At 69.7% G+C, this 21,176-nt stretch carries 17 protein-coding genes; 10 read left to right on the top strand and 7 right to left on the bottom strand.

The annotated features are described in order from the left end of the window. Positions 1 to 79 precede the first annotated feature (79 nt). The gene (locus OV427_RS31620; protein WP_267859928.1) at positions 80 to 856 is read left to right on the top strand and encodes a hypothetical protein; all 777 of its coding nucleotides are present in this window, start codon (positions 80 to 82) and stop codon (positions 854 to 856) included. Between the two features lie 7 nt (positions 857 to 863). On the opposite strand, the gene OV427_RS31615 is transcribed toward OV427_RS31620, so the two are convergent. Together OV427_RS31615 and OV427_RS31610 are read right to left on the bottom strand one after the other, a co-directional pair. Beyond that, on the bottom strand, positions 864 to 2,618 hold the full coding sequence (locus OV427_RS31615) for a BamA/TamA family outer membrane protein (RefSeq protein ID WP_267859927.1): 1,755 nt from the start codon (positions 2,616 to 2,618) through the stop codon (positions 864 to 866). A gap of 55 nt (positions 2,619 to 2,673) precedes the next feature. After that, positions 2,674 to 3,540, bottom strand: coding sequence for a cobalamin-binding protein (locus OV427_RS31610; protein WP_267859926.1), 867 nt, complete (start codon positions 3,538 to 3,540; stop codon positions 2,674 to 2,676). Between the two features lie 264 nt (positions 3,541 to 3,804). On the opposite strand from OV427_RS31610, the gene OV427_RS31605 reads away from it, so the two are divergent. The 4 genes from OV427_RS31605 (at position 3,805) to OV427_RS31590 (ending at position 9,722) form a co-directional block, all read left to right on the top strand. Next, positions 3,805 to 5,385 carry a serine/threonine protein kinase gene (locus OV427_RS31605; RefSeq protein ID WP_267859925.1) on the top strand — a complete coding sequence of 527 codons (1,581 nt, stop codon included), beginning with the start codon at positions 3,805 to 3,807 and terminating at the stop codon, positions 5,383 to 5,385. Continuing rightward, on the top strand, positions 5,382 to 7,910 hold the full coding sequence (locus tag OV427_RS31600; RefSeq protein ID WP_267859924.1) for a TonB-dependent receptor domain-containing protein: 2,529 nt from the start codon (positions 5,382 to 5,384) through the stop codon (positions 7,908 to 7,910). Before OV427_RS31605 ends, OV427_RS31600 begins: the two co-directional genes overlap by 4 nt. Beyond that, complete coding sequence (locus tag OV427_RS31595; protein WP_267859923.1) at positions 7,907 to 9,154, top strand: hypothetical protein; 1,248 nt, start codon at positions 7,907 to 7,909, stop codon at positions 9,152 to 9,154. The genes OV427_RS31600 and OV427_RS31595 overlap by 4 nt, the downstream gene beginning before the upstream one ends. Before the next feature lie 85 nt (positions 9,155 to 9,239). After that, a complete protein-coding gene (locus OV427_RS31590; RefSeq protein ID WP_163997988.1) occupies positions 9,240 to 9,722 on the top strand; it encodes a response regulator in 483 nt (160 codons plus the stop codon). 169 nt (positions 9,723 to 9,891) lie between these two features. Here OV427_RS31590 and OV427_RS31585 read toward each other — a convergent pair whose 3' ends face one another. The 4 genes from OV427_RS31585 to OV427_RS31570 all read right to left on the bottom strand — a co-directional run bounded on the left by OV427_RS31585 (position 9,892) and on the right by OV427_RS31570 (position 14,155). After that, positions 9,892 to 10,521 (bottom strand): sulfite oxidase heme-binding subunit YedZ, encoded by a 630-nt coding sequence (locus OV427_RS31585; RefSeq protein ID WP_267859922.1) that lies wholly within the window; start codon positions 10,519 to 10,521, stop codon positions 9,892 to 9,894. A 20-nt stretch (positions 10,522 to 10,541) separates the two neighbouring features. After that, entirely contained in the window at positions 10,542 to 11,534 is a 993-nt protein-coding gene (gene msrP, locus OV427_RS31580) for a protein-methionine-sulfoxide reductase catalytic subunit MsrP (protein ID WP_267859921.1), read from the bottom strand. A gap of 33 nt (positions 11,535 to 11,567) precedes the next feature. Continuing rightward, positions 11,568 to 12,362, bottom strand: coding sequence for a fatty acid desaturase (locus tag OV427_RS31575; protein WP_267859920.1), 795 nt, complete (start codon positions 12,360 to 12,362; stop codon positions 11,568 to 11,570). Positions 12,363 to 12,439: 77 nt separating this feature from the next. After that, on the bottom strand, positions 12,440 to 14,155 hold the full coding sequence (locus OV427_RS31570; RefSeq protein WP_267859919.1) for a dipeptidyl-peptidase 3 family protein: 1,716 nt from the start codon (positions 14,153 to 14,155) through the stop codon (positions 12,440 to 12,442). A 168-nt stretch (positions 14,156 to 14,323) separates the two neighbouring features. Between OV427_RS31570 and OV427_RS31565 the strand changes: the two genes are divergently transcribed. The 4 genes from OV427_RS31565 to htpG all read left to right on the top strand — a co-directional run bounded on the left by OV427_RS31565 (position 14,324) and on the right by htpG (position 18,496). Next, a complete protein-coding gene (locus OV427_RS31565; RefSeq protein ID WP_267859918.1) occupies positions 14,324 to 14,857 on the top strand; it encodes a restriction endonuclease in 534 nt (177 codons plus the stop codon). Continuing rightward, a complete protein-coding gene (locus OV427_RS31560; RefSeq protein ID WP_267859917.1) occupies positions 14,854 to 15,444 on the top strand; it encodes a hypothetical protein in 591 nt (196 codons plus the stop codon). The genes OV427_RS31565 and OV427_RS31560 overlap by 4 nt, the downstream gene beginning before the upstream one ends. Before the next feature lie 109 nt (positions 15,445 to 15,553). Then, positions 15,554 to 16,354, top strand: a complete 801-nt coding sequence (locus tag OV427_RS31555) for a carbohydrate-binding protein (protein ID WP_267859916.1) — start codon at positions 15,554 to 15,556, stop codon at positions 16,352 to 16,354. A gap of 141 nt (positions 16,355 to 16,495) precedes the next feature. Then, a complete protein-coding gene (htpG, locus tag OV427_RS31550) occupies positions 16,496 to 18,496 on the top strand; it encodes a molecular chaperone HtpG (protein WP_267859915.1) in 2,001 nt (666 codons plus the stop codon). Between the two features lie 126 nt (positions 18,497 to 18,622). On the opposite strand, the gene OV427_RS31545 is transcribed toward htpG, so the two are convergent. Next, positions 18,623 to 19,792, bottom strand: a complete 1,170-nt coding sequence (locus OV427_RS31545; RefSeq protein ID WP_267859914.1) for an acyltransferase family protein — start codon at positions 19,790 to 19,792, stop codon at positions 18,623 to 18,625. A gap of 195 nt (positions 19,793 to 19,987) precedes the next feature. On the opposite strand from OV427_RS31545, the gene OV427_RS31540 reads away from it, so the two are divergent. Next, the gene (locus tag OV427_RS31540; RefSeq protein WP_267859913.1) at positions 19,988 to 21,163 is read left to right on the top strand and encodes a polyprenyl synthetase family protein; all 1,176 of its coding nucleotides are present in this window, start codon (positions 19,988 to 19,990) and stop codon (positions 21,161 to 21,163) included. Positions 21,164 to 21,176 lie beyond the last annotated feature (13 nt).

Below are 21,176 nucleotides of genomic sequence, written 5' to 3'. Positions count from 1 at the left end.
GGAAAGGTGCGGGGAAGCCTACACTTGGCGGCCACGCGGCCCGCACAAACGCCTGCCGGGCGAGAGGATTCCCGAGGTCATGGAGACAGAAGACGACGCCCTGCGGCACCTGCGGCTGGCCGGGGTCATCCGGCTGGGGCTGGGCGGCGGGCGGGGGCCGACGGACGCGTACGTCTTCGACCCGCACCGGCTCGCCCTGCCCTCCTGGTCCTTCGCGCTGGGGGAGTCCGGGCCGCCCGCGCTGCTGGTGTCGTTGGACCGGCACCTGGACACGGTGGTGCCGAAGCACCCGGAGGCGGTGCCGGACCGCTCCGCGGGGACGCGGGCGCTGGACGAACACGCGCGGTACGCCCTGGACGTGCGCAACTACGACCACCTGCTCGCGGCGATGGAGGCGGGGCTGGTGGGGGATGCGCTGTTGATTGCGCGGGCCCGGCCTCGCGGCGCATTCGCCGGGGAGACGTACGTGGACACGCGGGGGCGCGCGCACCGGCTGGTGGTGGTGCCCACGGTGGACCGCGCGGCGGAGGCGTGGAACCACCCGGCCCCGGGTGACGCGGTGCGGGACGTGCTGGAGGGCGCGGGACAGGTATTGCTGGACGTGGACCTGGACTGCTTCACGTCGCTGAGCGACGCGGACCCGACGACGGTGCTGCCGTGGCCCAGGGCCATCATCCGCGAGTTCCTCCTGCCGGAGGGCTCGGAGGCCTTCTGGACCGCGGTGCTGGAGAAGACGGTGGCGCTCACGCTGGCGCGCGAGCCGCACCACTGTGGCGGGCTATTGGCCTCGGGGGAGCTGTTCCGCGACGTGGCGGAGGTGCTGTTCCGCGAGTTGCTGCGCACCGAGCCGCCGTGAGCCGGGGCTACAGCGGCGAGTCCAGGAAGCCGGGCCGCAAGTCGGTGAGCTGTCCTCCCGCGATGGAGAAGCGGCTGCCCACGGGGGGACGCGCGTCGTTGAGCACGTAGCCGAAGTCCAGGCGGAACGGCAGCACGTTGAACTGGGGGAACAGCAGCCGCACGCCCACGCCCACCGTGTGCACCATGTCCGGCCTGTCGTCGAAGGCGCTGCCCGAGTCGAAGAAGAGCACTCCGCCCAGGTGCACCGTCCGCACGACGAGCGGCGCGGTGCGGTACTCCACGTTGAACAGCAGCAGCCGCTTGCCGGAGTACGCGTCCACGCGCGCGCCGCGCAGCCCGTTGCCACCGCCGAGCAGCGTAATCCTGTCGAACAGGTCGTCGATATTCACGTCCAGGAGCCCGCGCGCCACGAAGCGTCCACCGAGCACCTTGGGAGACACCTGCGCCAGTTCCGTGGCCCAGCGCCGGTTGTTCCACTCCGCGCCCTCGCCCAACTGCCGTCGGATGGCGGCCGCGGCGGAGGCGGTGGTGAGGGAATCTCCCAGGCGCAGGCGGTAGCGCGCGGCCACCCCGAGCTCCGCGAAGTGCGACGCCGAGCCGAAGATGGGGGGCGCATAGCGCACCGTCGCGGACACCGAGTGCCCTATCTGGAAGTCCTCGGAGAGCGCGTACGAGTCCACGTCGCGCATCACCTCGTAACGGGCCTCGAAGGCGCGCAGGGACAGCGAGGCATAGCCCGCGTCCTCGGCGCGCGGCAGGTAGTTGCGGCGGAACCAGTCCAGCTGCGCGTCGCTCAACATGGACGCGGCCGGAGGGTCATAGGCGTAGTGGTACGCGCCGAGCGTGCCGCCCACGTTCCACTTGTAGCGCAGGCCGTACGAGCGCGTGTACGAGACGCCGCCAGCCACCTCCTCCGTCTCGTAGACGTACGGCACCGCGGGCCCGTCGGGGAACGGCAACTGCCAGATGTCCGCGCCGCGGTAGACGCGGTTGGTCTCCACGTTCCACGCCACGGACGTACTGGTGCTCCACGGCGTGGACAACGAGTACAGGGGCCGGCTGACGGAGAGGCTGCCGCGAGAGCCCTCGGCCTGGCCACTCTCGCGGCCGATGATGAGGGCCGCGGACTCGGAGAGGGACCAGCGGCTGCCGAGCACGCGCGGGTCCGTGTAGCTCTGCCCGAGGCTGACCGTGTCCAGCCGCAGCGTGAAGTCCACCGCCAGCTTCTTGCCCCGGCCGAGGAAGTTCTGCTCCGTGCCTTGCAGGCGCAGGTACTGGAGCAGCGAGCCCACCGCGGCGAAGTCGCTGTTGAGCCGCAGCGACCAGAGGTCCTTGGTGACGACGAGCAGCGCCACCGTGCCGGGCGCGCGGCCCTTCACCGGGACGAGCCGCACCACGGAGAACAGGCGCAGCGAGCGCAGGTTGCGCGCCGTCTCATCCGCGAGCGCGGTGGAGTACGGCTGGCCGGCCTGGAGCAGCACCTCGCGGCGGACCACCTCCTCGCGGGTGCGCACGTGGAAGATGTTGAGGAAGTCCGGGTACGGGTCGCTCTCCGCGACGACTTCCTCGGTGGAGACGAGGACCTCCTCCAGCACCTTCCCCTCGGGCTCGGGCTCCGCGACGCGGTCCTGCTCCTTCAGGGCCCAGGCGACGAGGGACTCCTCGTAGTTCTCCTGCTGGGCCGCGACGTCGGAGGACGCGGGTGCCGCTGGCGTCTGGGAAGAGACCACGGCGAGGAGGGCGAGCAACGGGAGGGGCACGGGCCCATCCTGGCACGTGCCACGCCTGCCGCCAGCGACAACCTCGGGCCGTCCGCTACGCCGCGGCGCGCAGGTCTCCCCTGCGCAGCTCCGGCAGCTTCTCGCCGCGCGCCACCGCCGCCACGATTCGCGCGAGCTGCGCCACGCCGTCCGACAACGCCGCCGGGCCCGGCTGGAGGATGACGCTGCTCTTCACCTCGTAGAGCTGATCCTCCACCACCGCCGTCACCTCCGCCCACCCCGGGCGGGAGACAATCTTCTCCCGCTTCGCCTTGCGCCCGCACCAGCTCGCGATGACGGCGTCCGGGTTGCGCTTCGCCACCTCCTCCGGCTCGAAGATGCGCCCCTTCGCGCCGTGCGACGCGCGCGACTCGCGGCACACGTCCTCGCCGCCCACCACCTCCACCAGCTCGGAAACCCAGCGGATGCTGGAGATGAGCGGCTCGTGCCACTCCTCGAAGAAGATGCGCGGCCGGCGCGGCAGCCGGTCCGCGGCCTCCGCATGGCGCTCCAGGTTCGCCGTCAGCTCCTCCGCCAACCGCGCCGCGTCCTCCGCCCGGCCCACCAGCGCGCCCGTCAGCCGCACCGACTGCAATATCTCCGCGATGGAGCGCTGATTGAACAGGTACACGGGCACGCCGCGCTTGCACAGCTCGCGACCGATGTCCGCCTGCAGGTCCGAGAACCCGAGCACCAGATCCGGCTTCAAATCGAGGATGCGCTCGAAGTTCGCGTCCAGGAACGAGGACACCCGCGGCTTCTTGCGCGCCTCCGGCGGCCGCACCGTGAAGCCGGACACGCCCACCACCAGGTCCCCCGCGCCAATACGGTAGAGCACCTCCGTCGTTTCCTCCGTCATGCACACCACCCGTCGGGGATATGGCGGCGCGGAGGAGAGCAGCTCGGACAGTCGCGCATTCATGGAGGGCACCCTAACGCGCCCGTTCCGGTGCGTCCGTAAGCAGGCAGACAGGCAGGCAGGCTCCAGTCCCGGGCCACGTCGCCGCGTGCACGTCACCCACGAGGTGTCCGCTGCCCGACTTTGCGCCTCCCGGGCCGGAATCTCGGCCTTTGCCGCACTGCGCCAACCCGGCAGGTCGCTTGGGGAGTGGAGGATTGCAGTGCTAGCATCGCCGGGCATGTTCGACCGGAGCGTCGCGTGCCTTCCCGGTCGGCGGGGGCAACCATGATCGAAAGCAACGCCCCGACGGATGGCGCCCCGCCCGAGCTGGAAGATCCACTGCTGGGCAGGGTCCTCAACGAGCGCTTCCGCATCCTGGAGACTCTCGGTGCCGGTGGCATGGGCCGCGTGTACAAGGCCATCCAGGCGCCGCTGGACCGGCTGGTCGCCCTCAAGGTCCTCAACCCGCAGTATGGCGAGGGCAAGGACCCCGGGTTCCAGAAGCGCTTCTTCCTGGAAGCCAGCGTCACCGCGAAGCTGCGCCACCCGAACACCGTCACCGTCATCGACTACGGCAAGACGGACGACGGCATCTACTACATCGCCATGGAGTACCTGGAGGGGCTGACGCTCAGCCAGCTCCTCACCCAGGTGGGCCCGCTGCCATGGGCGCGCGCGCTCAACATCACCCAGCAGGTGGCGCGCTCGCTGCGCGAGGCCCACAAGGTCGGCCTCATCCACCGCGACCTCAAGCCCGCCAACGTCATGGTCCTCAACCAGGAGACGGACCATGACGTGGTGAAGGTGCTGGACTTCGGCCTCGTGAAGTCCTTCATCGGCGACGCGGCCCTTCAACAGGACACCTCGCTCACCCAGGCCGGCATCATCCTCGGCTCGCCGCAGTACATGGCGCCGGAGCAGGCGCGCAACGTCGCCGACCCGCGCAGCGACGTGTACAGCATGGGCGTGGTGCTCTATCAGATGCTGATGGGCCGCCCGCCCTTCCTCGCGTCGCAGAGCATCGACGTCATCGTCAAGCACATCAACGAGCCGCCTCCCGCCTTCGGCTCCATCTGGCCCAGCCACGGCGTGCCCGCCGAGGTGGAGGCGCTGGTGATGAAGTGCCTCGCCAAGGTGCCGGCGGAGCGCTACCAGTCCATGGACGAGGTGATGGACGCCATGCGCCGCGTGGCCTCGTCCATTGGCGTCAGCGGCGTGTTCAGCGGCTCGCGCCTGACGGGCACCGGCAGCGGCCCCATCAGCGGCCCCATCAGCTCCACGGGCTCCGGCCCCAGCACCATGGCGCTGGACATCTCCGTGGAGGAGGAGCCCAGGCCGAGCCGGCGCCCGCTGGCCATCGGCCTGTTCGTGGGCTCGCTGCTGCTGGGCGCTGGCGGGGCCGCCTTCATCGCGATGCGCCCCACCACCCCGCAGCCGCTCCCGCCCTCCGCCCTCGCGGAGCCCCCGTCGGAAGCCCCCGCCGCCGCGCATCCCTCGGCGGCCGCCGCGGCAGCGGTGCCCTCCACGCTCGGCGCCGACGACGAGGAACTGGCCCTGGCGGAGCTCAACCCCGTCAAGCCGGTGAGGTTCCTGATCGCCAGCGAGCCGAGCGGCGCGCGCGTGACGTACCGTGGGAAGGACGTGGGCGAGACGCCCCTGAACCTCGAGGTGCCCCGCGGCGACGGCGGCAAGGCCAGCGCGGAGCTGACCTTCAACCTCGCGGGCTACCAGCCCATCAAGGTCACCGCCGAGGGTGAAGGCCCCGAGGCGCGCATCCTCCAGAAGCTCCAGCCCAAGAAGAAGGCGAGCACGAAGCCCGGCAAGGGTTCCGGCTCGTCGCCCTACAAGGACGACCCGTACCAGTGAAAACCCCCTCAGCCCTGAAACGTGCGGGCCTCCTCGCGTTGTGTCTCTGCGCGGGAGAGGCCCTGGCGGACGCCCGCCTGGAGGCGCGCCGTCACTTCCGCAACGGAATGAGCCTGATTGCCCAGAAGCAGTTCGACGAGGGCATCTCCGAGCTGGAAGCCGCCTACGCCATCAAGCCGCACCCCAACGTCCTCTACAACATCGCCCGCGCGTACCACGACGCCGGCCGGCTGACGGAGGCGCTGGACGCGTACCAGCGCTACCTCGCCAGCAACCCGCCGGACGCGGCGACGGTGACCACCACCATCGCCGTCCTCGAGCAGAAGCTGAAGACCGGCGACGCCACCGCGTCCACCACGCCGGACGACAAGTCCGCGCTGCCCATGCCGCCGCCGCCCGCCAGCATCCAGACGCAGCAGCAACTGGGCGTGCTCCTGGAGCGGCTGGAGAAGGCGATTGAGCGCGCCGAGTCCATGCCCACCGGCGGCGCCCCGGCCGCGGCCCCCGCCCCCATCGCCGTGGCCTCGGGCCCGGTGGGCGGTGTCGACGTCGCGGCTGCCGCGGACGAGGGCGCGGTGCCGTACGAGGAGCGCGTGGTGACGGCGAGCCGCCGTGCCCAGTCCTCGCTGGAGGCGCCCAACGCCACCACCGTCATCACCGCCGAGGACATCCGCCTGTCCGGCGCCACCAACCTGCCGGACCTGCTGCGGCGCGTGCCGGGCGCGGACGTCATGTCGCTGGGCGTGGGCAGCGCCAACGTGTCCCTGCGCGGCTTCAACCAGCGCATCGCCAACAAGGTGCTGGTGCTGGTGGACGGCCGCACCGAGTACCAGGACTTCCTCGGCCTGACGCTGTGGTCCTCCATCCCCATCGGCCTGGAGGAAATCGAGCGCATCGAGGTCATCCGCGGCCCGGGCAGCGCGCTGTACGGCGCCAACGCCATGCTGGGCGTCATCAACATCATCACCCAGGCCCCCGGCTCCGGCCCGCGCGCGCGCTTCTCGGTCACCGGCGGCACCGGCAACACCGCGGCGGGCTCGTTCCTCAGCCACGGCAAGTCGGGTGCGCTGAGCTACCGCGCGGCGGTGGCGTACTCGCAGGCGGACAAGTGGAGCCGCGACTTCGCCAGCGGCCGGCCGGACATGGAGCTGAAGGACCCGGACCCGGACATCGGCATGCGCGGCGCGCGCGGCACGCTGTCCGCCATCTACACCTTCGCGGACGACCGCAAGGTGGGCCTGTCCGGCGGCGTGCACCGCTACACCACGGAAATCTATCCGCTGGGCCTGCTCCGCAACTACTTCATGGACGGCCTCAACGCGTACGCCAAGGGCGACGTGGAGCTGGGGCCGCTCAAGCTGAAGACGTTCTGGAACCACATCTCCGGTGACGCGGGGCCGCAGTACGAGGCCATCGGGCAGCGCTCGCTGGGCACGACCATCAGCTCCAACCTCTTCAACGCGGAGCTGCTCTTCGCGCGCGCCTTCCACCTGGGCGGCGAGCACCAGCTCAACGTGGGCGTGGAGGGCCGCCTCAAGCGCGTGGCCTGGAACTACCTGGGCCCGCTGCGCAAGGAGGTCCATGCCGCCGCCTTCGTGCAGGACGAGTGGCGGCTGGTGGAGCCCCTGCGGCTCGTGGCCAGCTACCGCGTGGACCGGCACCCGCTGCTGGACAACGGCACCCCGGGACTGGCGCACTCGCCGCGCATCTCCGCGCTGTTCATCCCCTTCGAGGGCCAGGCCTTCCGCGCTAGCGCGGCGTCCGCCTTCCGCGAGCCGACGTTCCTGGAGTCCTACACCCGAATCCCCGTGCCCGTGCCGGGCGTCAATGGCGCCAGCGCGCTCACCACCGGCAACACCAACCTGCGCGCCGAGCGCCTCACCGCCTTCGAGCTGGGCTGGCGTGGCGAGGCCCCGACGCTGGGCGTGGACTGGGACGTAGCCCTCTACCAGAACACGGTGAGGGACCTCATCGGCCTGTCCGCCGTGCAACGGCTGCCCGCGGGTGAGTCCTACGACGCGGGCACCGGCTCGTATCTGCTCGGCCGCTCGTTCTTCCAGAACGAGGACGCCGTCTACACCGCGCGCGGCGTGGAGGTGGGCGCCAACATGGCCCCGGTGGACGGCCTCGGCCTCAAGGCGAGCGCCGCCTTCCAGAACGTGACGTCGGACCGCGAGGAGAAGGCCCAGTGCGGCCCGTGCAGCCAGGCCCCGCAGCTCAAGCTGTATGCGGGCGTCACCTACCGCACCAAGGCGGACCTGGAGTTCGGCGTGGACGCGGCCTTCACCTCGTCCACCACCTGGATTGAGCGCGAGCCGGCCGCGGCGGACCCCACGAGCATCGAGCTGCTGTCCAACCCCCTGACGGCCTACACCGTGGTCAACGCGCGAGTGGGCTACCAGGCCGTGAAGGACACCGTGGACGTGGCGCTGGTGGGCAGTCACCTGGCTGGCGCGCACTCGCAGCACCCCTTCGGCAATCGCATCGAGCGGCGCGTCTATGCGACGCTGACGGTGACTCCATGAGCCGCTCCACCCTGTCCTGGACGAAGGCCCTCGGCGGCCTCGCCCTCACCTCCGTCATCGGCTTGGGCTGCGAGGCGCCGCCCATCGTCCCCACCGCGGACGGCCGGCAGAACACCCACACCGCCCGCATCGAGGGCAACCTCGTGGTGCAGTCCCGCGCGCGAGGCAACGCCATCGTGTTCCTCTACCACGCGGACCGGCCGCCCCCGCCGCAGGGCACGGGCCGCCCCATCGCCTTCACCGTCATCCCCGCGGAGCAGCTCTTCGGCCCTGCGCTGGGTGGCAACCAGCCCGGGCCCTTCACCGCGCCCTTCACCTTCAGCCTGGTGCAGGCGGGAAAATACACGCTGCGCGGCTTCATCGACGCGGACACCTGCGGCGACGCCGCGACACAGCCGTGCCACCGCCCGGACTTCAACCCCTGGTACGGCGTCACCAGCGAGCCCAACATGGGCGACGTGGGCGGCGCCGCGGTGGACCCCAGCACGGGCGCGCCCCTCCCGCTGGAAGTCACGGCGGACGCGGACGGCCTGCCCCAGCCTCTCACGGGCGTCTCGGTGAGCTTCGCTGACTCGGCCCGGGTGCCGATGGACAGGCCCGCCTTCCAGGTGGTGCAGGGCGACCGGACGATGGGCTCCGGCAACAAGGTGCTGCGGCTGCAGCCGATGAGCTTCCAGGGCAGCGTGGTGGACCAGCGCCCGCCCGCCTTCATGGTCAGCTACGTGGACGCCAACCGCGACGGCGTGCCGGACGACGCCAACAAGGATGGCATCCCGGACCTCTGGCCGCGCGTGGTGGTGCGCAAGCTGGATGGCGCCGGGCCCGGCCTCCTGGAGGAGAACGACCTGGACCGCAACGGCGTGTTGGAGTTGAGCGCCGACGGCAAATGGGACTACGCCCACGTGGACAGCCCCCCGGACGGCAAGCCGGACCTGGTGGTGCTCGCCGCCGGACTGATCCCGGATGGACCCCTTGCCGCCCTCACGGATGAGCAGGGCAACCCGCGCATGACGCCCGTCCCGATTTCGGAATTGCAGGTGGTGGTGCGGCCGCTGGCGCTGGACGCCAGCAATGCCGCGGCGCCCGCCCCCCTCAAGGAGCTGCCCAAGGGGCGCTATACCCTGGTGCTGATCCAATCCACCGGCCAGACGTGGCGGGTGCCCAATGAGCTGGACCCCGCCATCGGCGTTGACCCACGACTTCCCGCAGAGGCGAGTCAGGCCTTCGTCCTGGAAGTCCCGTGAGCGTCCCGGCTTTGACTTCGGCCCCTCCTTCCGTCAACATGACAAAGTTTCCAGGGGGACAGCCCCACCTGAGGTTGATGATCCGATGAAGGCCGGAACCCTCCCCTCTCCAGAGCCCGTACCCAACCGCTCCACGACGGAGACGACCCGCCCTCTGGGGACTCGCCCGGCCGCGGGCGCCGCGCCCCAGCGCGTCCTCCTGGTGGACGACAGCCGCTCCATCCGGACGCTGCTGAAGATCTACCTGATGGCCCGCAACTTCGAGTTCCTGGAGGCGGAGTCCGCCGAAGAGGGACTGAAGGTGGCCGAGTCGGGCCCGGTGGACCTCATCCTCACCGACTTCCACATGGACGGGATGAACGGCGCGGACTTCGCGGCGCAGATTCGCGCGAGCACCAACGCGAAGCTGTCCAAGGTCCCCATCCTGATGATGACGGGCGACCCGAACGTGGCGGAGGTCCGCGCCCTCGGTCAGAAGGCCGGCATCAGCGCCTTCGTCCGCAAGCCGGTGAGCTGCGCACAGCTCATGACGTTGGTGGACACCATCCTCCCGCTGCCGCGCAAGTAGTCCCCGCCGCGACAGCGGCTCCAGACGCCGGGCTCCGGGCCGCCGACGCGGCACACGGGCCCGGCGTTCTCTTTTCCGCATCCACGCCAGCAGGCCAGGACGCCAGGCTTCGGGCCGCGACAGACAGCGGCACGAGCCCGGCGCTTGCGCATTGCCTCCGCGCCAGCGCCTACGACGCCGCGCTCCGGGCCACCACCGAGGCACGGGCCCGGCGCTTGCGCAGCGCCTCGGCGCCGCGGATGGCGAAGAGGAGCGCCAGCACGGCGGCGTACAGCAGCGGCTCCGTGAGGTCCTTCTTCACGCGCCACACGAAGTGAATCACGCCCAGCACCGCGGCCACGTAGGCCAACCGGTGCAGGCGCTGCCAGCGGGGGAAGCCCAGCCGGCGCACCCACCTGTTCGTGGACGTCACGGCCAGCGGCACCAGCAGCATCAGGGCGGTGAAGCCCACGGTGATGAAGGGGCGCTTGCCGATGTCCTCCAGAATCGCGCCGAGCTTCAGCCCCTGATCCAGCACCGCGTACACGAGGAAGTGCGACGACGCGTAGGTGAAGGCCAGCAGGCCCAGCGTGCGGCGGATGCGCGCGGGCCACGTCCACTTGAAGACCAGCCGCAGCGGCGTGCAGGCCAGCGACGCCAGCAGCAGCACCAGCGCGAGGAGCCCCGTCTGGTTGAGCGCGGCCTCCACTGCGTTGGGGCCCAGATCGCCGCGAGGCCCCTGCACGGCCAGCATCATCAGCGGAGCGAGGCCACCCACGGTGAGGGCGGGGTTGAGCCAGGGGTGCGGAGGTGAGGCCATGGGTGGGGCTCGGAAACGGCTCAGAAGTTCTTCCGCAGGTCCATGCCCGCGTAGAGGTGCGCCACCTGCTCCGCGTAGCCGTTGAAGGGCAGCGTGGGCCGGCGCTCGAGGTCCCCGCCGATGCGGCGCTCCGAGGCCTGGCTCCAGCGCGGGTGGGACACGGCGGGATTCACGTTGGCGTAGAAGCCGTACTCCTCCGGCGCGGCGAGGTTCCAGGTGGTGGGCGGCTCCTCGCGGGTGAGGGAGATGCGGACGATGGATTTGATGCCCTTGAAGCCGTACTTCCAGGGCACCACCAGCCGCAGCGGGGCGCCGTTCTGGTTGGGCAACTGCCGCCCGTAGAGCCCCACCGCCATCAGCGTCAGCGGGTGCTGGGCTTCGTCCAGGCGCAGGCCCTCCACGTAGGGCCAGTCCAGCGTGCCGCGCTTCTGGCCGGGCATCTGCTCCGGGTCCTGCAGCGTGGTGAAGGCCACGTACTTCGCCTGGCTCGTCGGCTCCACGCGCTTGAGCAACTCCCCCAGCGGGAAGCCCAGCCACGGAATCACCATGGACCAGGCCTCCACGCAGCGCATCCGGTAGACGCGCTCCTCCAGCGGGAACCAGGAGGTGAGCTGGTCCACGTCCACCGTCTGCGGCTTGTGGACCTCTCCGTCGATGACGACCGTCCAGGGCCGGGGCTTGAGCGTGTGCGCGAAGCGGGCCGGGTCGTTCTTGTCGAGACCGAACTCGTAGAAGTTGTTGTACGTGGTGACGTCCTCGTACGACGTGCGCGGCTCGTCGGTGTCGTACGGGCCCTTCGCCTTCGCCACCGGCAGCTCCACCAGGCCCGCGTCTGGGACGAAGGCGTCCATGGGCCGCGTCTGCTTGCGGCCCAGGAGGTACAGGCCCCCTGCCACGGCGGCGGCCGTCCCCGCGAAGAGGCCGGCGTTCTTCAGGAGCTCGCGGCGGCGCAGGTAGAGCGCCTCGGGCGTGACTTCGGAGCTGGGGGGCTCGGCGGGCGGCTTGTCGCTCATGGCCCCTGTATAACGGCTGAGGCCACCCGGCGGTTACCGGGACACGCCTTCCTGTTCCCGGAGCAGCCCGGCCACCCGCTCCGCCTCGAGCGCGGCCTCACGGGCCCGGGCGTCCTTCAGCCGCCACAGCCGCCACCAGGGCGTGCCGGGCGACTCGTGGTGCTCCCAGTGGTAGCCGAAGAAGTAGCAGGACAGCATGGCCCACAGGTGGTTGCGCGGCTGGGTGCGCGCATGGTGGGGCGTCATGTCCGGCGTGTCCGGGCGCCGGTGCGGCAGGTACGTGCCGAAGTAGAAGAGCTGCAGCGTGCCCAGGAGCGCGGGCACCACCCAGAAGCCGAAGATGCGCGGCTGCGACACGCCCAGGAAGACGAACACGTTGAACTTGGCCGCCATGACGCCCAGCTGCGGCAGCGTGGTGTAGCGGACCATGAAGGTGCCCAGCCACGGCAGGAAGGACTGGGTGCGGGTGGAGAAGTCCGGGTCGTCATGGCCCGTCGGCTGCGCATGGTGCGCGCGGTGATTGACGACGAGCCGGCGGTACGACAACCCCGCGAAGAGGAAGCAGGCGACCGTGCCCACGGTCTCGTTCACCCAGCGATGGCGGGACACGGTGCCGTGCATGGCGTCATGCCCGGTGATGAAGAGGCCGGTGCACAGCCAGGCCTGCAGGGCGATGTGCAGCCAGGTGAGTGGGGCGTCCCAGGGCAGCCCGGGCGCCAGGAACAGCCAGACGAGGTGCCCCGCCCACGCGCCGAGGATGCACAGCGCGAGGACGACGCCCCAGGGGTCGGGCGGTGCCGGACGGGAGTGGCGGGCCGGAGTCTGCATCTCTCCTGCTAACTGGCCATGCCCCGCCCGCCGCGCATGGAAATGCAGCGCGCGGCGGCCGGGACGGCGGCCGGTGGCTACTTCCGCACGGCGGTATCGGCCGAGGAGGTCGCCTCGCGCGCCAGCTCTTCGGCGGTGACGTAGCGCGGCTCGATGTCCACCGGCACGTCCTTGAGCCGCTCCAGCACCTTCTGCACGGAGGGGCGAACCACGCCCATCTTCGCCAGCAGCAGCTCGGCCGCCTTGCGGTCGCCCCGCCCCTGCACCTCCATGAGCTGCTTCGTCAGCGAGGTGACGGACTCGCGAATCTTCTCCGGCACCACCGCGAAGGTGCCGTCCGCGTTCACCTTCACCGCGCCGGTGTCGAGGAAGTGGTTGAGCTGGAGCGCAATCCCCTTGCCGTGCGCCTCGTCCACGCCGAAGCGGATGGAGCGGAACGCGGAGGCGAGGAACGTCGTGTACATGGTGCGCTCCATCGACTTGTCGATGACGCCCTTGTCCACCAGCTGCTGCAGCGCCCACAGGCCGGAGATGTCCGCCTTGGCCTCCTCGAGCGCGCTGGAGGCCACCTGGAGCGCCTGGCGCACCGTGGTCTGCTTGCCGTCCACGGTGATGTTGTGCGGCCCCAGGCCGTGCATCAGCTCGTGCATGAGGATGTGCGTGAAGAAGGCGTCGAAGGACACGTCCTGCTGGTCCTTCGCGGTGAGCGCCACCTTGGCGATGGGCAGCAGCACGCGCTCGAACTTGGCCTCCTGGACGTTCTTCAACATGACGCGCTTGGAGCCCATCTTCTCCGTCACGCGCTCGTCGTTGGGGAGGTTGTAGGCGGCCGTCTGGACGCCGCGGTTGGCGTCACCGGAGGAGAAGAGGCTGTTGACGACGCGGATGGGCGCCAGCGCGCCGAGCTTCGGGTTGCGCAGCTTCGCGTCGATGGGCAGCGCATTCTCCAGGCCCTGGAGCTGGCCGCTGAACTTCGCCAGCTTCTGCGACTCCGCCTCGTCGCGCAGTCCGAGGAAGGACTCGAAGGCGGCCTTGTAGTTGAACCAGTTGTCCTCGTAGACCTCGTAGGGCCCGATGGTGGGCTCGATGGTGGCGTCGAGCTGCATCCAGGCCACCTCGCTGGCGTAGTAGTCGTTGGACAGGAAGGCGTCCGCGCGGGCGGTGAGGAAGGCCTTGAGCGTGGGCTGCTTCGTGAGGGCGGCGGCCTCGCGCAGCAGCGTGGCGGCCTGGGCCAGCTCGCCCTGGTACTCGACGCTGTAGGGGACGGTGATGAACTTGCCGTCCGGGCCGCGGCGGATGGTGGTGTAGAAGCCGGTGGCCTCGTGCTGCTTCGCCTCGGGGAGCGACTTGATCCACGCCTCCACCTCGGCCTTGGTGGCGCCGGCCGGATAGAAGTTGGCGGAGTCCGGCTTGGGCGGCGCGCCGGGGATGAAGGGGCGCGCCTCGTCGAGACTGCTCCACGGGCCCTTGTCGAGGAGGAACGCGTGCAGGCGCGCGCGGCCCAGGGGCGAGTCGTCGTGCAGCAGGTCGAGCAGGAGCGTCTCGTTGCCGGCCCAGCGCTGGCGCAGGAAGAGGACGTCGAGCAGCTTCGAGGCCTGGACGAGCTTGCCCAGGGCGCGCTTCTCGGCGTCGGGCAGCGCCTTGAGGTCGACCTTGAGCTCCACGGGGGCGAAGCGCGCCGTCTGGCGCTGCAGCTCGGTGGCATCCGGGACGCGCGCGGGAGTCTTCTCCGCGGCAGAGGCGGCGCCCGACAGCAGCACCGCGCCGACGAGGGACAGGAGGGTACGGTTCATGTCCCCTTCCCTACTCCAACGCGGCGTCCCCTCCCAGTACGCCGTGCGGCGAGTGGTGGGTGGGTGGCAGGGGGATTGCTTTTGAACGGGTGCCCCGCTGGCTCATGGAATGTCAGAGGTAGACCATAGACTCCGCTACCTCACAGGTTGTATACAGGAGGTGGTGGCGTGGGCGTCGAGGAGGAGTACGCGAGGAGGGTGCAGGGGATGGGGCAGGTCGAATTGCTCGCATTCTGGGGGCGAGTGAAGCAGCGCGAGCGAATCGAGGGCTGGGCACCCGGAAGGGCTTTTGAGTTCCTGATGCTCCGGGCCTTCCAGCTCGAAGGCGCAAGGGTGGTGTGGCCCTATCTGAGCGCTCTCGAGCAGATTGATGGCGGCATCTACGTGGATGGACTGGCCTGTCTCGTGGAGGCGAAGGACCACGTCGAGCCCATCGGGTTCGATGCCATCGCCAGGCTCGCCTTGCGCATGCAGCGCCGCCCACCACCTGCGGTGGGCATGCTGTTCAGCACCAGCGGCTTCACCGGGCCCGCATTGAAGTCCGTGACGACACACCCGATTCGCAACGTCCTGCTCTGGAATGACATGGACATCTCCCTGGCCCTGAATCACGGCGTGCGCTCAGCACTCCGTCGCAAGTGGAGGGCCGCCATCGAGTCCGGAGCCCTGGACCAACCCCTCCACAAGGAGGACTTCCGATGAAACCCTTCGTCATCACCTCGAGCGATACCGCCGCCGTGGTCCTCGGCCGGTTGCTGGGACCCGAGTTCGAACGAAGTGTCGAGTTGATTGCCGGGCGCAACTGGCGCCATGCCGTGAGCCGCGCTCGCGCTATTTCCTACGGAGGATCCATCGTGGCCCTGGTGCTGGGCCCACGCGGGAAGCGAGGCCCCGACGCGCGCGAATGGGACAAGGCCTACGCCTACTCGCTCATGAACCCGGATGGCGAGAGAACGGGCCTGCCCATGCGGGTGATTCTCCTGCGCTCGGCTCCGGAGGGGCTCCTCTTCCAGGAGCCCGCTCTCCTCCATCAGCTCGCAGGCCGTGAGCCCACCCCGGAGCATCTGGAATGGGCTCGCACGGCTCCGCGCAGGGCGCTGTCAGCCCTGCTGGGCGTGAAGCCAGCCTCGCTCGCCAGGACACTGCGTCCCAGGATGGAGGGACTGGACCTGACGCCGCTCGCTTCGCGGCCCCCCATGCGGAGACTGCGAAAATTCATCCACGCGCAAATACAACGGTCCGAGCGGCAGCCAGCGCGAGAGGTGGTTTCCGCGAGTGAACCTCGATGACCAAACGCGGCGCGACGGAGGTCGGAGCGGGCTGCCAACATGCGCGGGCCCTGGATGACCCAGGCCCCCAGTGCCCGGTGCCAAGGCCGGGCTCGCGAGGAACCCCACCATGACAACGACTCCCCCCGCTTCCGCGCCCCGCTGGCGTGCCCTGCTGGCCCTCGTGGCCGCGCTGGCCCTGGGCTTCACCTCCACTCCCGCCCTCGCCGCGGACGAGGTCCGCCTGCTCAAGGCCATCAGCACCGTGGGCAGCCGCTACGGGCAGAGCTGGCAGGACGTCAGCTACACGCTGGTGGTGAAGAACCTGGCGTACGAGAAGTTCGTCTACGTCCACCAGAAGCAGCCGGACGGCTCCTGGGTGGACCTCCCCGCCTATTACGTCGGCCCCGCGGGCACGGGCTTCGAGGTGTGGAAGGTGACGAAGCAGTACGCCAGTTGGGGCACCGATCCGCAGCCCAGCCGCGACCTGGAGTTCGTCGCGCGCTTCGTGGTGGGCGGCACCTCCTACTGGGACAACAACGGCGGCGCCAACTACTTCCTCGGCCGGAATGACGGGCCGCTCTTGCGCACCAACGTCCTCGTGGACTCCAGCTTCTGGCGGGACAACGGCGACCTGGACGTCAGCGTCGACGTGAAGAACCTCGCCTACACGAAGAACGTGACGGTGGTGTACACCACCGACGGCTGGGCCACCTCGCACGAGGCCGCCGCCTCGTACGTCAGCGGCTATACCTACGGCTACTCCTACATCCAGAGCCCCAACGCCCAGGGCGTCGAGCGCTGGCAGGCCCACATCCCGGCCATCTCCGGCAACGTGCTGCTCTTCTACGTCCGCTACGAGGTCAACGGGCAGACGTACTGGGACAGCAACTTCGGTTACAACTACCAGCACATCCACGCCACCCCGTAGCCACGGGTGGGAGGAGACCCGGAGGCGTCCGCTGGCCCGGCTGGCCGGCCTGCCTCCGGGCTTCCGCCCTCGACACGCCCGGTTCCATGGTTATGGGGAAGCGACGCTCGCGCTCCTTGAGGGCGCTGGAGGCCTTTCTACATGACTGTCGAGAACTCCCCCCAGAGGGAAACCCACGCCTTCCAGGCGGAAATCAACCAGCTCCTCAGCCTGGTCATCAACTCGCTCTACAGCCACAAGGAGATCTTCCTCCGTGAGCTGGTGTCGAACGCGTCCGACGCGCTCGACAAGCTGCGCTTCCGCTCGATTACGGAGCCCGAGCTGCTCGCGGACGAGCCGGCCCTGGAGCTGCGCGTCATCCCCGACGCCGACAAGGGCACCCTCACCATCGAGGACACCGGCATCGGCATGACGCATGACGAGCTGGTGAAGAACCTGGGCACCATCGCCCACTCCGGCTCGCGCGAGTTCCTGGAGGGCCTGGCCCAGCGCGGACAGAAGGACATGCAGCTCATCGGCCAGTTCGGCGTGGGCTTCTACAGCGCGTACCTCGTGGCGGACCACGTGGAGGTGGTCAGCCGCGCCCCTGGCAAGGACATGCCCGCGTGGAAGTGGGCGTCGGATGCCAAGGGCTCCTTCACCGTGGAGAAGGCCGAGCGCGCCACGCGCGGCACCGCCATCACCCTCCACCTCAAGGCGGACCAGAAGGAGTTCCTGGAGGAGTACCGCCTCCGCACGCTGATTACGCAGTACTCGGACTACGTGGGCCACCCCATCAAGCTCCAGGTGAAGAAGACCACCGGGACGGGGGACGACGCCAAGACGGAGACCTCACTGGAGATCGTCAACAAGGCCAGCGCCCTGTGGCAGCGCTCCAAGTCCGAAATCACCGACGAGCAGTACCAGGAGTTCTACAAGCACCTGACGCACGACTGGGAGGCGCCGCTGGCGTGGACGCACTTCCGCGCGGACGGCAACCAGCAATTCACGGGCCTGCTCTTCGTGCCCAAGCACCCGCCGTTCGACCTCAACGCGCAGCAGCAGCGCGGGGTGCGGCTGTTCGTCAAGCGTGTCTTCATCATGGACCGCTGCGAGGAGCTGGTGCCGCAGTGGCTGCGCTTCGTGCGCGGCGTCATCGACTCGGATGACCTGCCGCTCAACGTGTCGCGCGAGCTGTTGCAGGACTCGCAGGTGGTGCGCGCCATCCGCAAGCACGTGGTGAAGAAGTCGGTGGACCTGCTTGAGAAGCTGGCCAAGGACAAGCCGGACGACTACCGCGAGTTCTGGAAGGCCTTCGGCACGGTGGTGAAGGAGGGCCTGGCCACCGAGGCCGAGCACAAGGACAAGCTGGGCGGCCTCCTGCGCTACGAGAGCTCGCGCGAGGAGGGGCTCACCTCACTGGCGGACTACGTGTCGCGGATGAAGGAGGGCCAGGAGGCCATCTATTACATCTACGGCGAGTCCCGGCAGGCGGTGGCGGACAGCCCCCATCTGGAAGCGCTGAAGCAGCGCGGCTACGAGGTCCTCTACATGACGGACCCGGTGGACGAGTGGGCCGCGCAGGGCCTGCGCGAGTTCCAGGGCAAGCCGCTGGTGTCCGCGCTCACGTCCGACCTGAAGCTGCAGGCCACCGACGAGCAGAAGAAGGAGCAGGAGCAGCACGCGGAGGGGCTGAAGACGCTCACCTCGAAGATGAAGGACGTCCTCAAGGACTCGGTGCGCGAGGTGCGCGTGTCGGACCGCCTGACGGACTCGCCGGTGTGCCTGGTGGTGCCGGAGGGCGGCTCGCCAGCGTACCTGGACCGACTGCTCCAGCAGCGGGGCAAGGGCATGGGCATGCCGCGCGTGAAGCGCATCATGGAGGTGAATCCGAACCACCCCGTGATTGCGCACCTCAAGGCCGTGCATGAGCGGCAGCCGGATGCGGCGCAGGTGACGGAGTGGATTGAACTGCTCCACGACCAGGCGCTGCTCACCGAGGGCAGCACCATCTCCGACCCGAACCGCTTCGCGCGGCGGATGACGGGCCTGCTGACGCAGGTGGCCGCCCAGGCCGCGCAGACGCCCACCAATGCGGCCGTGGCCCAGGCCGCGGTGCAGGAGTCCTCGCAGCCGGCCTCGACTCCGCCGGCCGCGAGCTGAAGCACGGGTGAGGAGGGGCCGCCAGGACTGGCGGCTCCTCCCGACGTACGCCCCACCCTCTCGGGCAAGGCGCGCAGCAGCGGAGGTGAGCCGCACGGACTGGCGGCTCCCTCCGGTGGACGGCCGTCAGACGGCGGGCGGGCTCGCGGTGGCCTGGGGCTCCACGACCACCTGGGGCGGCGTGCGGCGGAACTTCAGGCCGACCAGGGGCCGCAGGAAGGGCACCTGGAAGAAGACCTCCGTCAGCACCCACGTCCCCAGAATCGACGTGACTGTCAGCAGGATGAAGAGCGACCACCCGCCCAGCGGCAGCTTCAGCAGCGGGTAGGCCATCACCACCAGCACCATCTCGTGGAGGATGTAGAACGGGAAGGCCCTGTCGCGGGCGTACTTCAGCCACGGCGTCGTCGTGGTGACGAGCGCGCGCGCCCACCCGAGCGCCGCCAGCATGAAGCTCCACCCGGCCAGGGAGAGCAGCAGCGCGTCCGGCACGAGCGAGAACCGGGGGAGCGCCCAGTAGGCGCCGAAGGTGACGGCCGACACCACCGCCATCGGCTTGCGCTTCTCCACCACGTGCTCCCAGAAGCGCGGGCTGCGCCCCAGGAAGTTGCCGAGGATGAAGAAGTACAGCAGGTAGCTGAACAGCCAGTAGTCATTGATGAGCGCCATGTTCGCCGGGTAGCCGTCGAAGATGACGCGGATGGCGGCGACCGGCAGGAACAGCAGCCACACATTCACCCCGCGCGTCACCCACGCCTCGAACCGGGTGCAGAAGCGCTCGGCGCTCGGGGTGCGCAGCCACGCGTACAGCGGCAGCATCAGGACGTTGTAGAGGAACAGGTAGCAGAGCAGCCACAGGTGGTGCCAGCTCAGGCTGCCCCTGGGCCACGGGACGAAGTTGAGGACGCTCGGCCAGAACTCCAGGTAGCTGCCGCTGAAGCGGCCCTGGATGAGCCGCTCGATGTAGATCTGCGGCGGGGTGATGAAGAAGATGCCGAACAGCAGCGGAATCAGAAGCCGCTTCGCGCGGTCTCCCAGCAGTCCCTTCACGGAGCGCTGGCGGAACGCGTAGGCGGTGGCCACGCCGGAGATGAGCAGCAGCAGCGGCAGCCGCACCGTCCCTCCCGCGAGGATGGCGCCCCGCAGCTCCGGAAGCGGGATGGGGCTTTTCACAATCCACTTGAAGGGGCCGAAGATGAGCCCCACATGGTGGACGTGGACCAGGATGATGGCGATGAAACGAATCCAGTCCAGGTCGGGACGGTACTGCGAGGAGGGGTGCGGGGAGGCGCTCATGGATGAAGAAGGGTCCGGAAGGAGGCGCGGCAGAGCCTAGCCGGGACTGCCCCCTGCCCCATAGTCCCCCCGACCCATCTCAACCCCTTACGTCCTGCGCAATTCCAGACAGCCCTCCATACCGGGGGACTGCTCCGCGCCGCGAGACAAGGTGTCACCCTCCGCCTCCCTCGAAACGAGCAGGGAGATGGGCTCATGGGTTCGGCGGAACTGCTGGGCTACCTCGAGGACTGCCGCGTCCTCGCCCTCCAGGAAATCCAGCGCATCATCCCCGCCGAGCAGCGCGAGGCGTCTCCGCTCTACGCGCTGATGCTCGACTACCCGCTGCGTGAGGCCAAGGGGCTGAGGCCGGCGCTGTGCATCGCCTCCTGCCGCGCCCTGGGCGGGAAGCTGGACGCGGTGGTGCGCTCGGCGGCGGTGCTGGAGTTGTTCCACAACGCCTTCCTCATCCACGACGACATCGAGGATGGCTCGCTCATGCGTCGCGGCGGCCCCACCCTCCACCGCACGCATGGGCTGCCCATCGCCGTCAACGTGGGGGACGCCATGCTGGCCCTCGCGCTGCAGCCGCTGCTCGACAACGTGGCGGTGCTCGGGCTGGGGCCGGCCCTGCGCATCCTCCAGGCGGTGGCGCGGATGACGCGCGAGTCGGTGGAGGGACAGGCGCTGGAGCTGGAGTGGATTCGCCACGGCGTGCTCGACGTCACGGATGACGACTACGTCCGGATGGTGGAGCAGAAGACGGCCTGGTACAGCTTCATCACCCCCGTCACCGTGGGCGCCATCACCGCCCGGGCGCCGCAAGAGCACATCGACGCGCTCGCGGCCTTCGCGCGCTCGCTCGGCATCGCCTTCCAGATTCAGGACGACGTCCTCAACCTGCGCGGCCAGGAGTCTGACTACGGCAAGGAAATCGCCGGGGACCTCTGGGAGGGCAAGCGCACGCTGATGCTGCTGCACATGCTGCGCGGCGCCTCCGAGACGGAGCGTCAGGAGGTGGCGCGCATCCTCCGCCTGCCCCGCCCGGACGAGCCGGGGGATGCTTCAGCGGAAGGCCCGGGCGCCGCGCTCGCAGTGATGCTCTCGCGGCTGGTGGAGGAAGGGGCGGTGACGCCCCACGGCGAGGCCCGGCTGCGCGAGGCCCTGCGCGCCCATGACGCCCGGGGCCCGGTGAAGACGGAGGCCGACGTGCGCCTGCTGCTGTCCCTCATCGAGCGCCAGGGCAGCCTGGAGCATGCCCAGGGTGTGGCCCGCCAATGGGCGGAGGACGCGGAGCGGAGACTGGCGGCCTGTCGCGAGTGGCTGCCCGACTCCGTGCACCGCCGGTTGCTCGACTCACTGGTGGCCTACGTGCTGGCGCGCATCCGGTGACGTGGGGGGACGC

Origin of the sequence: Pyxidicoccus sp. MSG2 (assembly GCF_026626705.1) — a bacterium.
Taxonomy (GTDB): Bacteria; Myxococcota; Myxococcia; order Myxococcales; family Myxococcaceae; genus Myxococcus.
This window is presented reverse-complemented; position numbering and strand designations above follow the sequence as displayed.

Excerpts from the sequence above, each read along its gene's own strand:
- OV427_RS31590 (WP_163997988.1), top strand. The coding sequence starts at position 9,240 with ATGAAGGCCGGAACCCTCCCCTCTCCAGAGCCCGTACCCAACCGCTCC.
- OV427_RS31605 (WP_267859925.1), top strand. The coding sequence starts at position 3,805 with ATGATCGAAAGCAACGCCCCGACGGATGGCGCCCCGCCCGAGCTGGAA.
- OV427_RS31545 (WP_267859914.1), bottom strand. The coding sequence starts at position 19,792 with ATGAGCGCCTCCCCGCACCCCTCCTCGCAGTACCGTCCCGACCTGGAC.
- msrP (WP_267859921.1), bottom strand. The coding sequence starts at position 11,534 with ATGAGCGACAAGCCGCCCGCCGAGCCCCCCAGCTCCGAAGTCACGCCC.
- OV427_RS31610 (WP_267859926.1), bottom strand. The coding sequence starts at position 3,540 with ATGAATGCGCGACTGTCCGAGCTGCTCTCCTCCGCGCCGCCATATCCC.
- OV427_RS31595 (WP_267859923.1), top strand. The coding sequence starts at position 7,907 with ATGAGCCGCTCCACCCTGTCCTGGACGAAGGCCCTCGGCGGCCTCGCC.
- OV427_RS31575 (WP_267859920.1), bottom strand. The coding sequence starts at position 12,362 with ATGCAGACTCCGGCCCGCCACTCCCGTCCGGCACCGCCCGACCCCTGG.
- OV427_RS31560 (WP_267859917.1), top strand. The coding sequence starts at position 14,854 with ATGAAACCCTTCGTCATCACCTCGAGCGATACCGCCGCCGTGGTCCTC.
- OV427_RS31570 (WP_267859919.1), bottom strand. The coding sequence starts at position 14,155 with ATGAACCGTACCCTCCTGTCCCTCGTCGGCGCGGTGCTGCTGTCGGGC.
- OV427_RS31555 (WP_267859916.1), top strand. The coding sequence starts at position 15,554 with ATGACAACGACTCCCCCCGCTTCCGCGCCCCGCTGGCGTGCCCTGCTG.
- OV427_RS31620 (WP_267859928.1), top strand. The coding sequence starts at position 80 with ATGGAGACAGAAGACGACGCCCTGCGGCACCTGCGGCTGGCCGGGGTC.
- htpG (WP_267859915.1), top strand. The coding sequence starts at position 16,496 with ATGACTGTCGAGAACTCCCCCCAGAGGGAAACCCACGCCTTCCAGGCG.
- OV427_RS31540 (WP_267859913.1), top strand. The coding sequence starts at position 19,988 with ATGGGTTCGGCGGAACTGCTGGGCTACCTCGAGGACTGCCGCGTCCTC.
- OV427_RS31585 (WP_267859922.1), bottom strand. The coding sequence starts at position 10,521 with ATGGCCTCACCTCCGCACCCCTGGCTCAACCCCGCCCTCACCGTGGGT.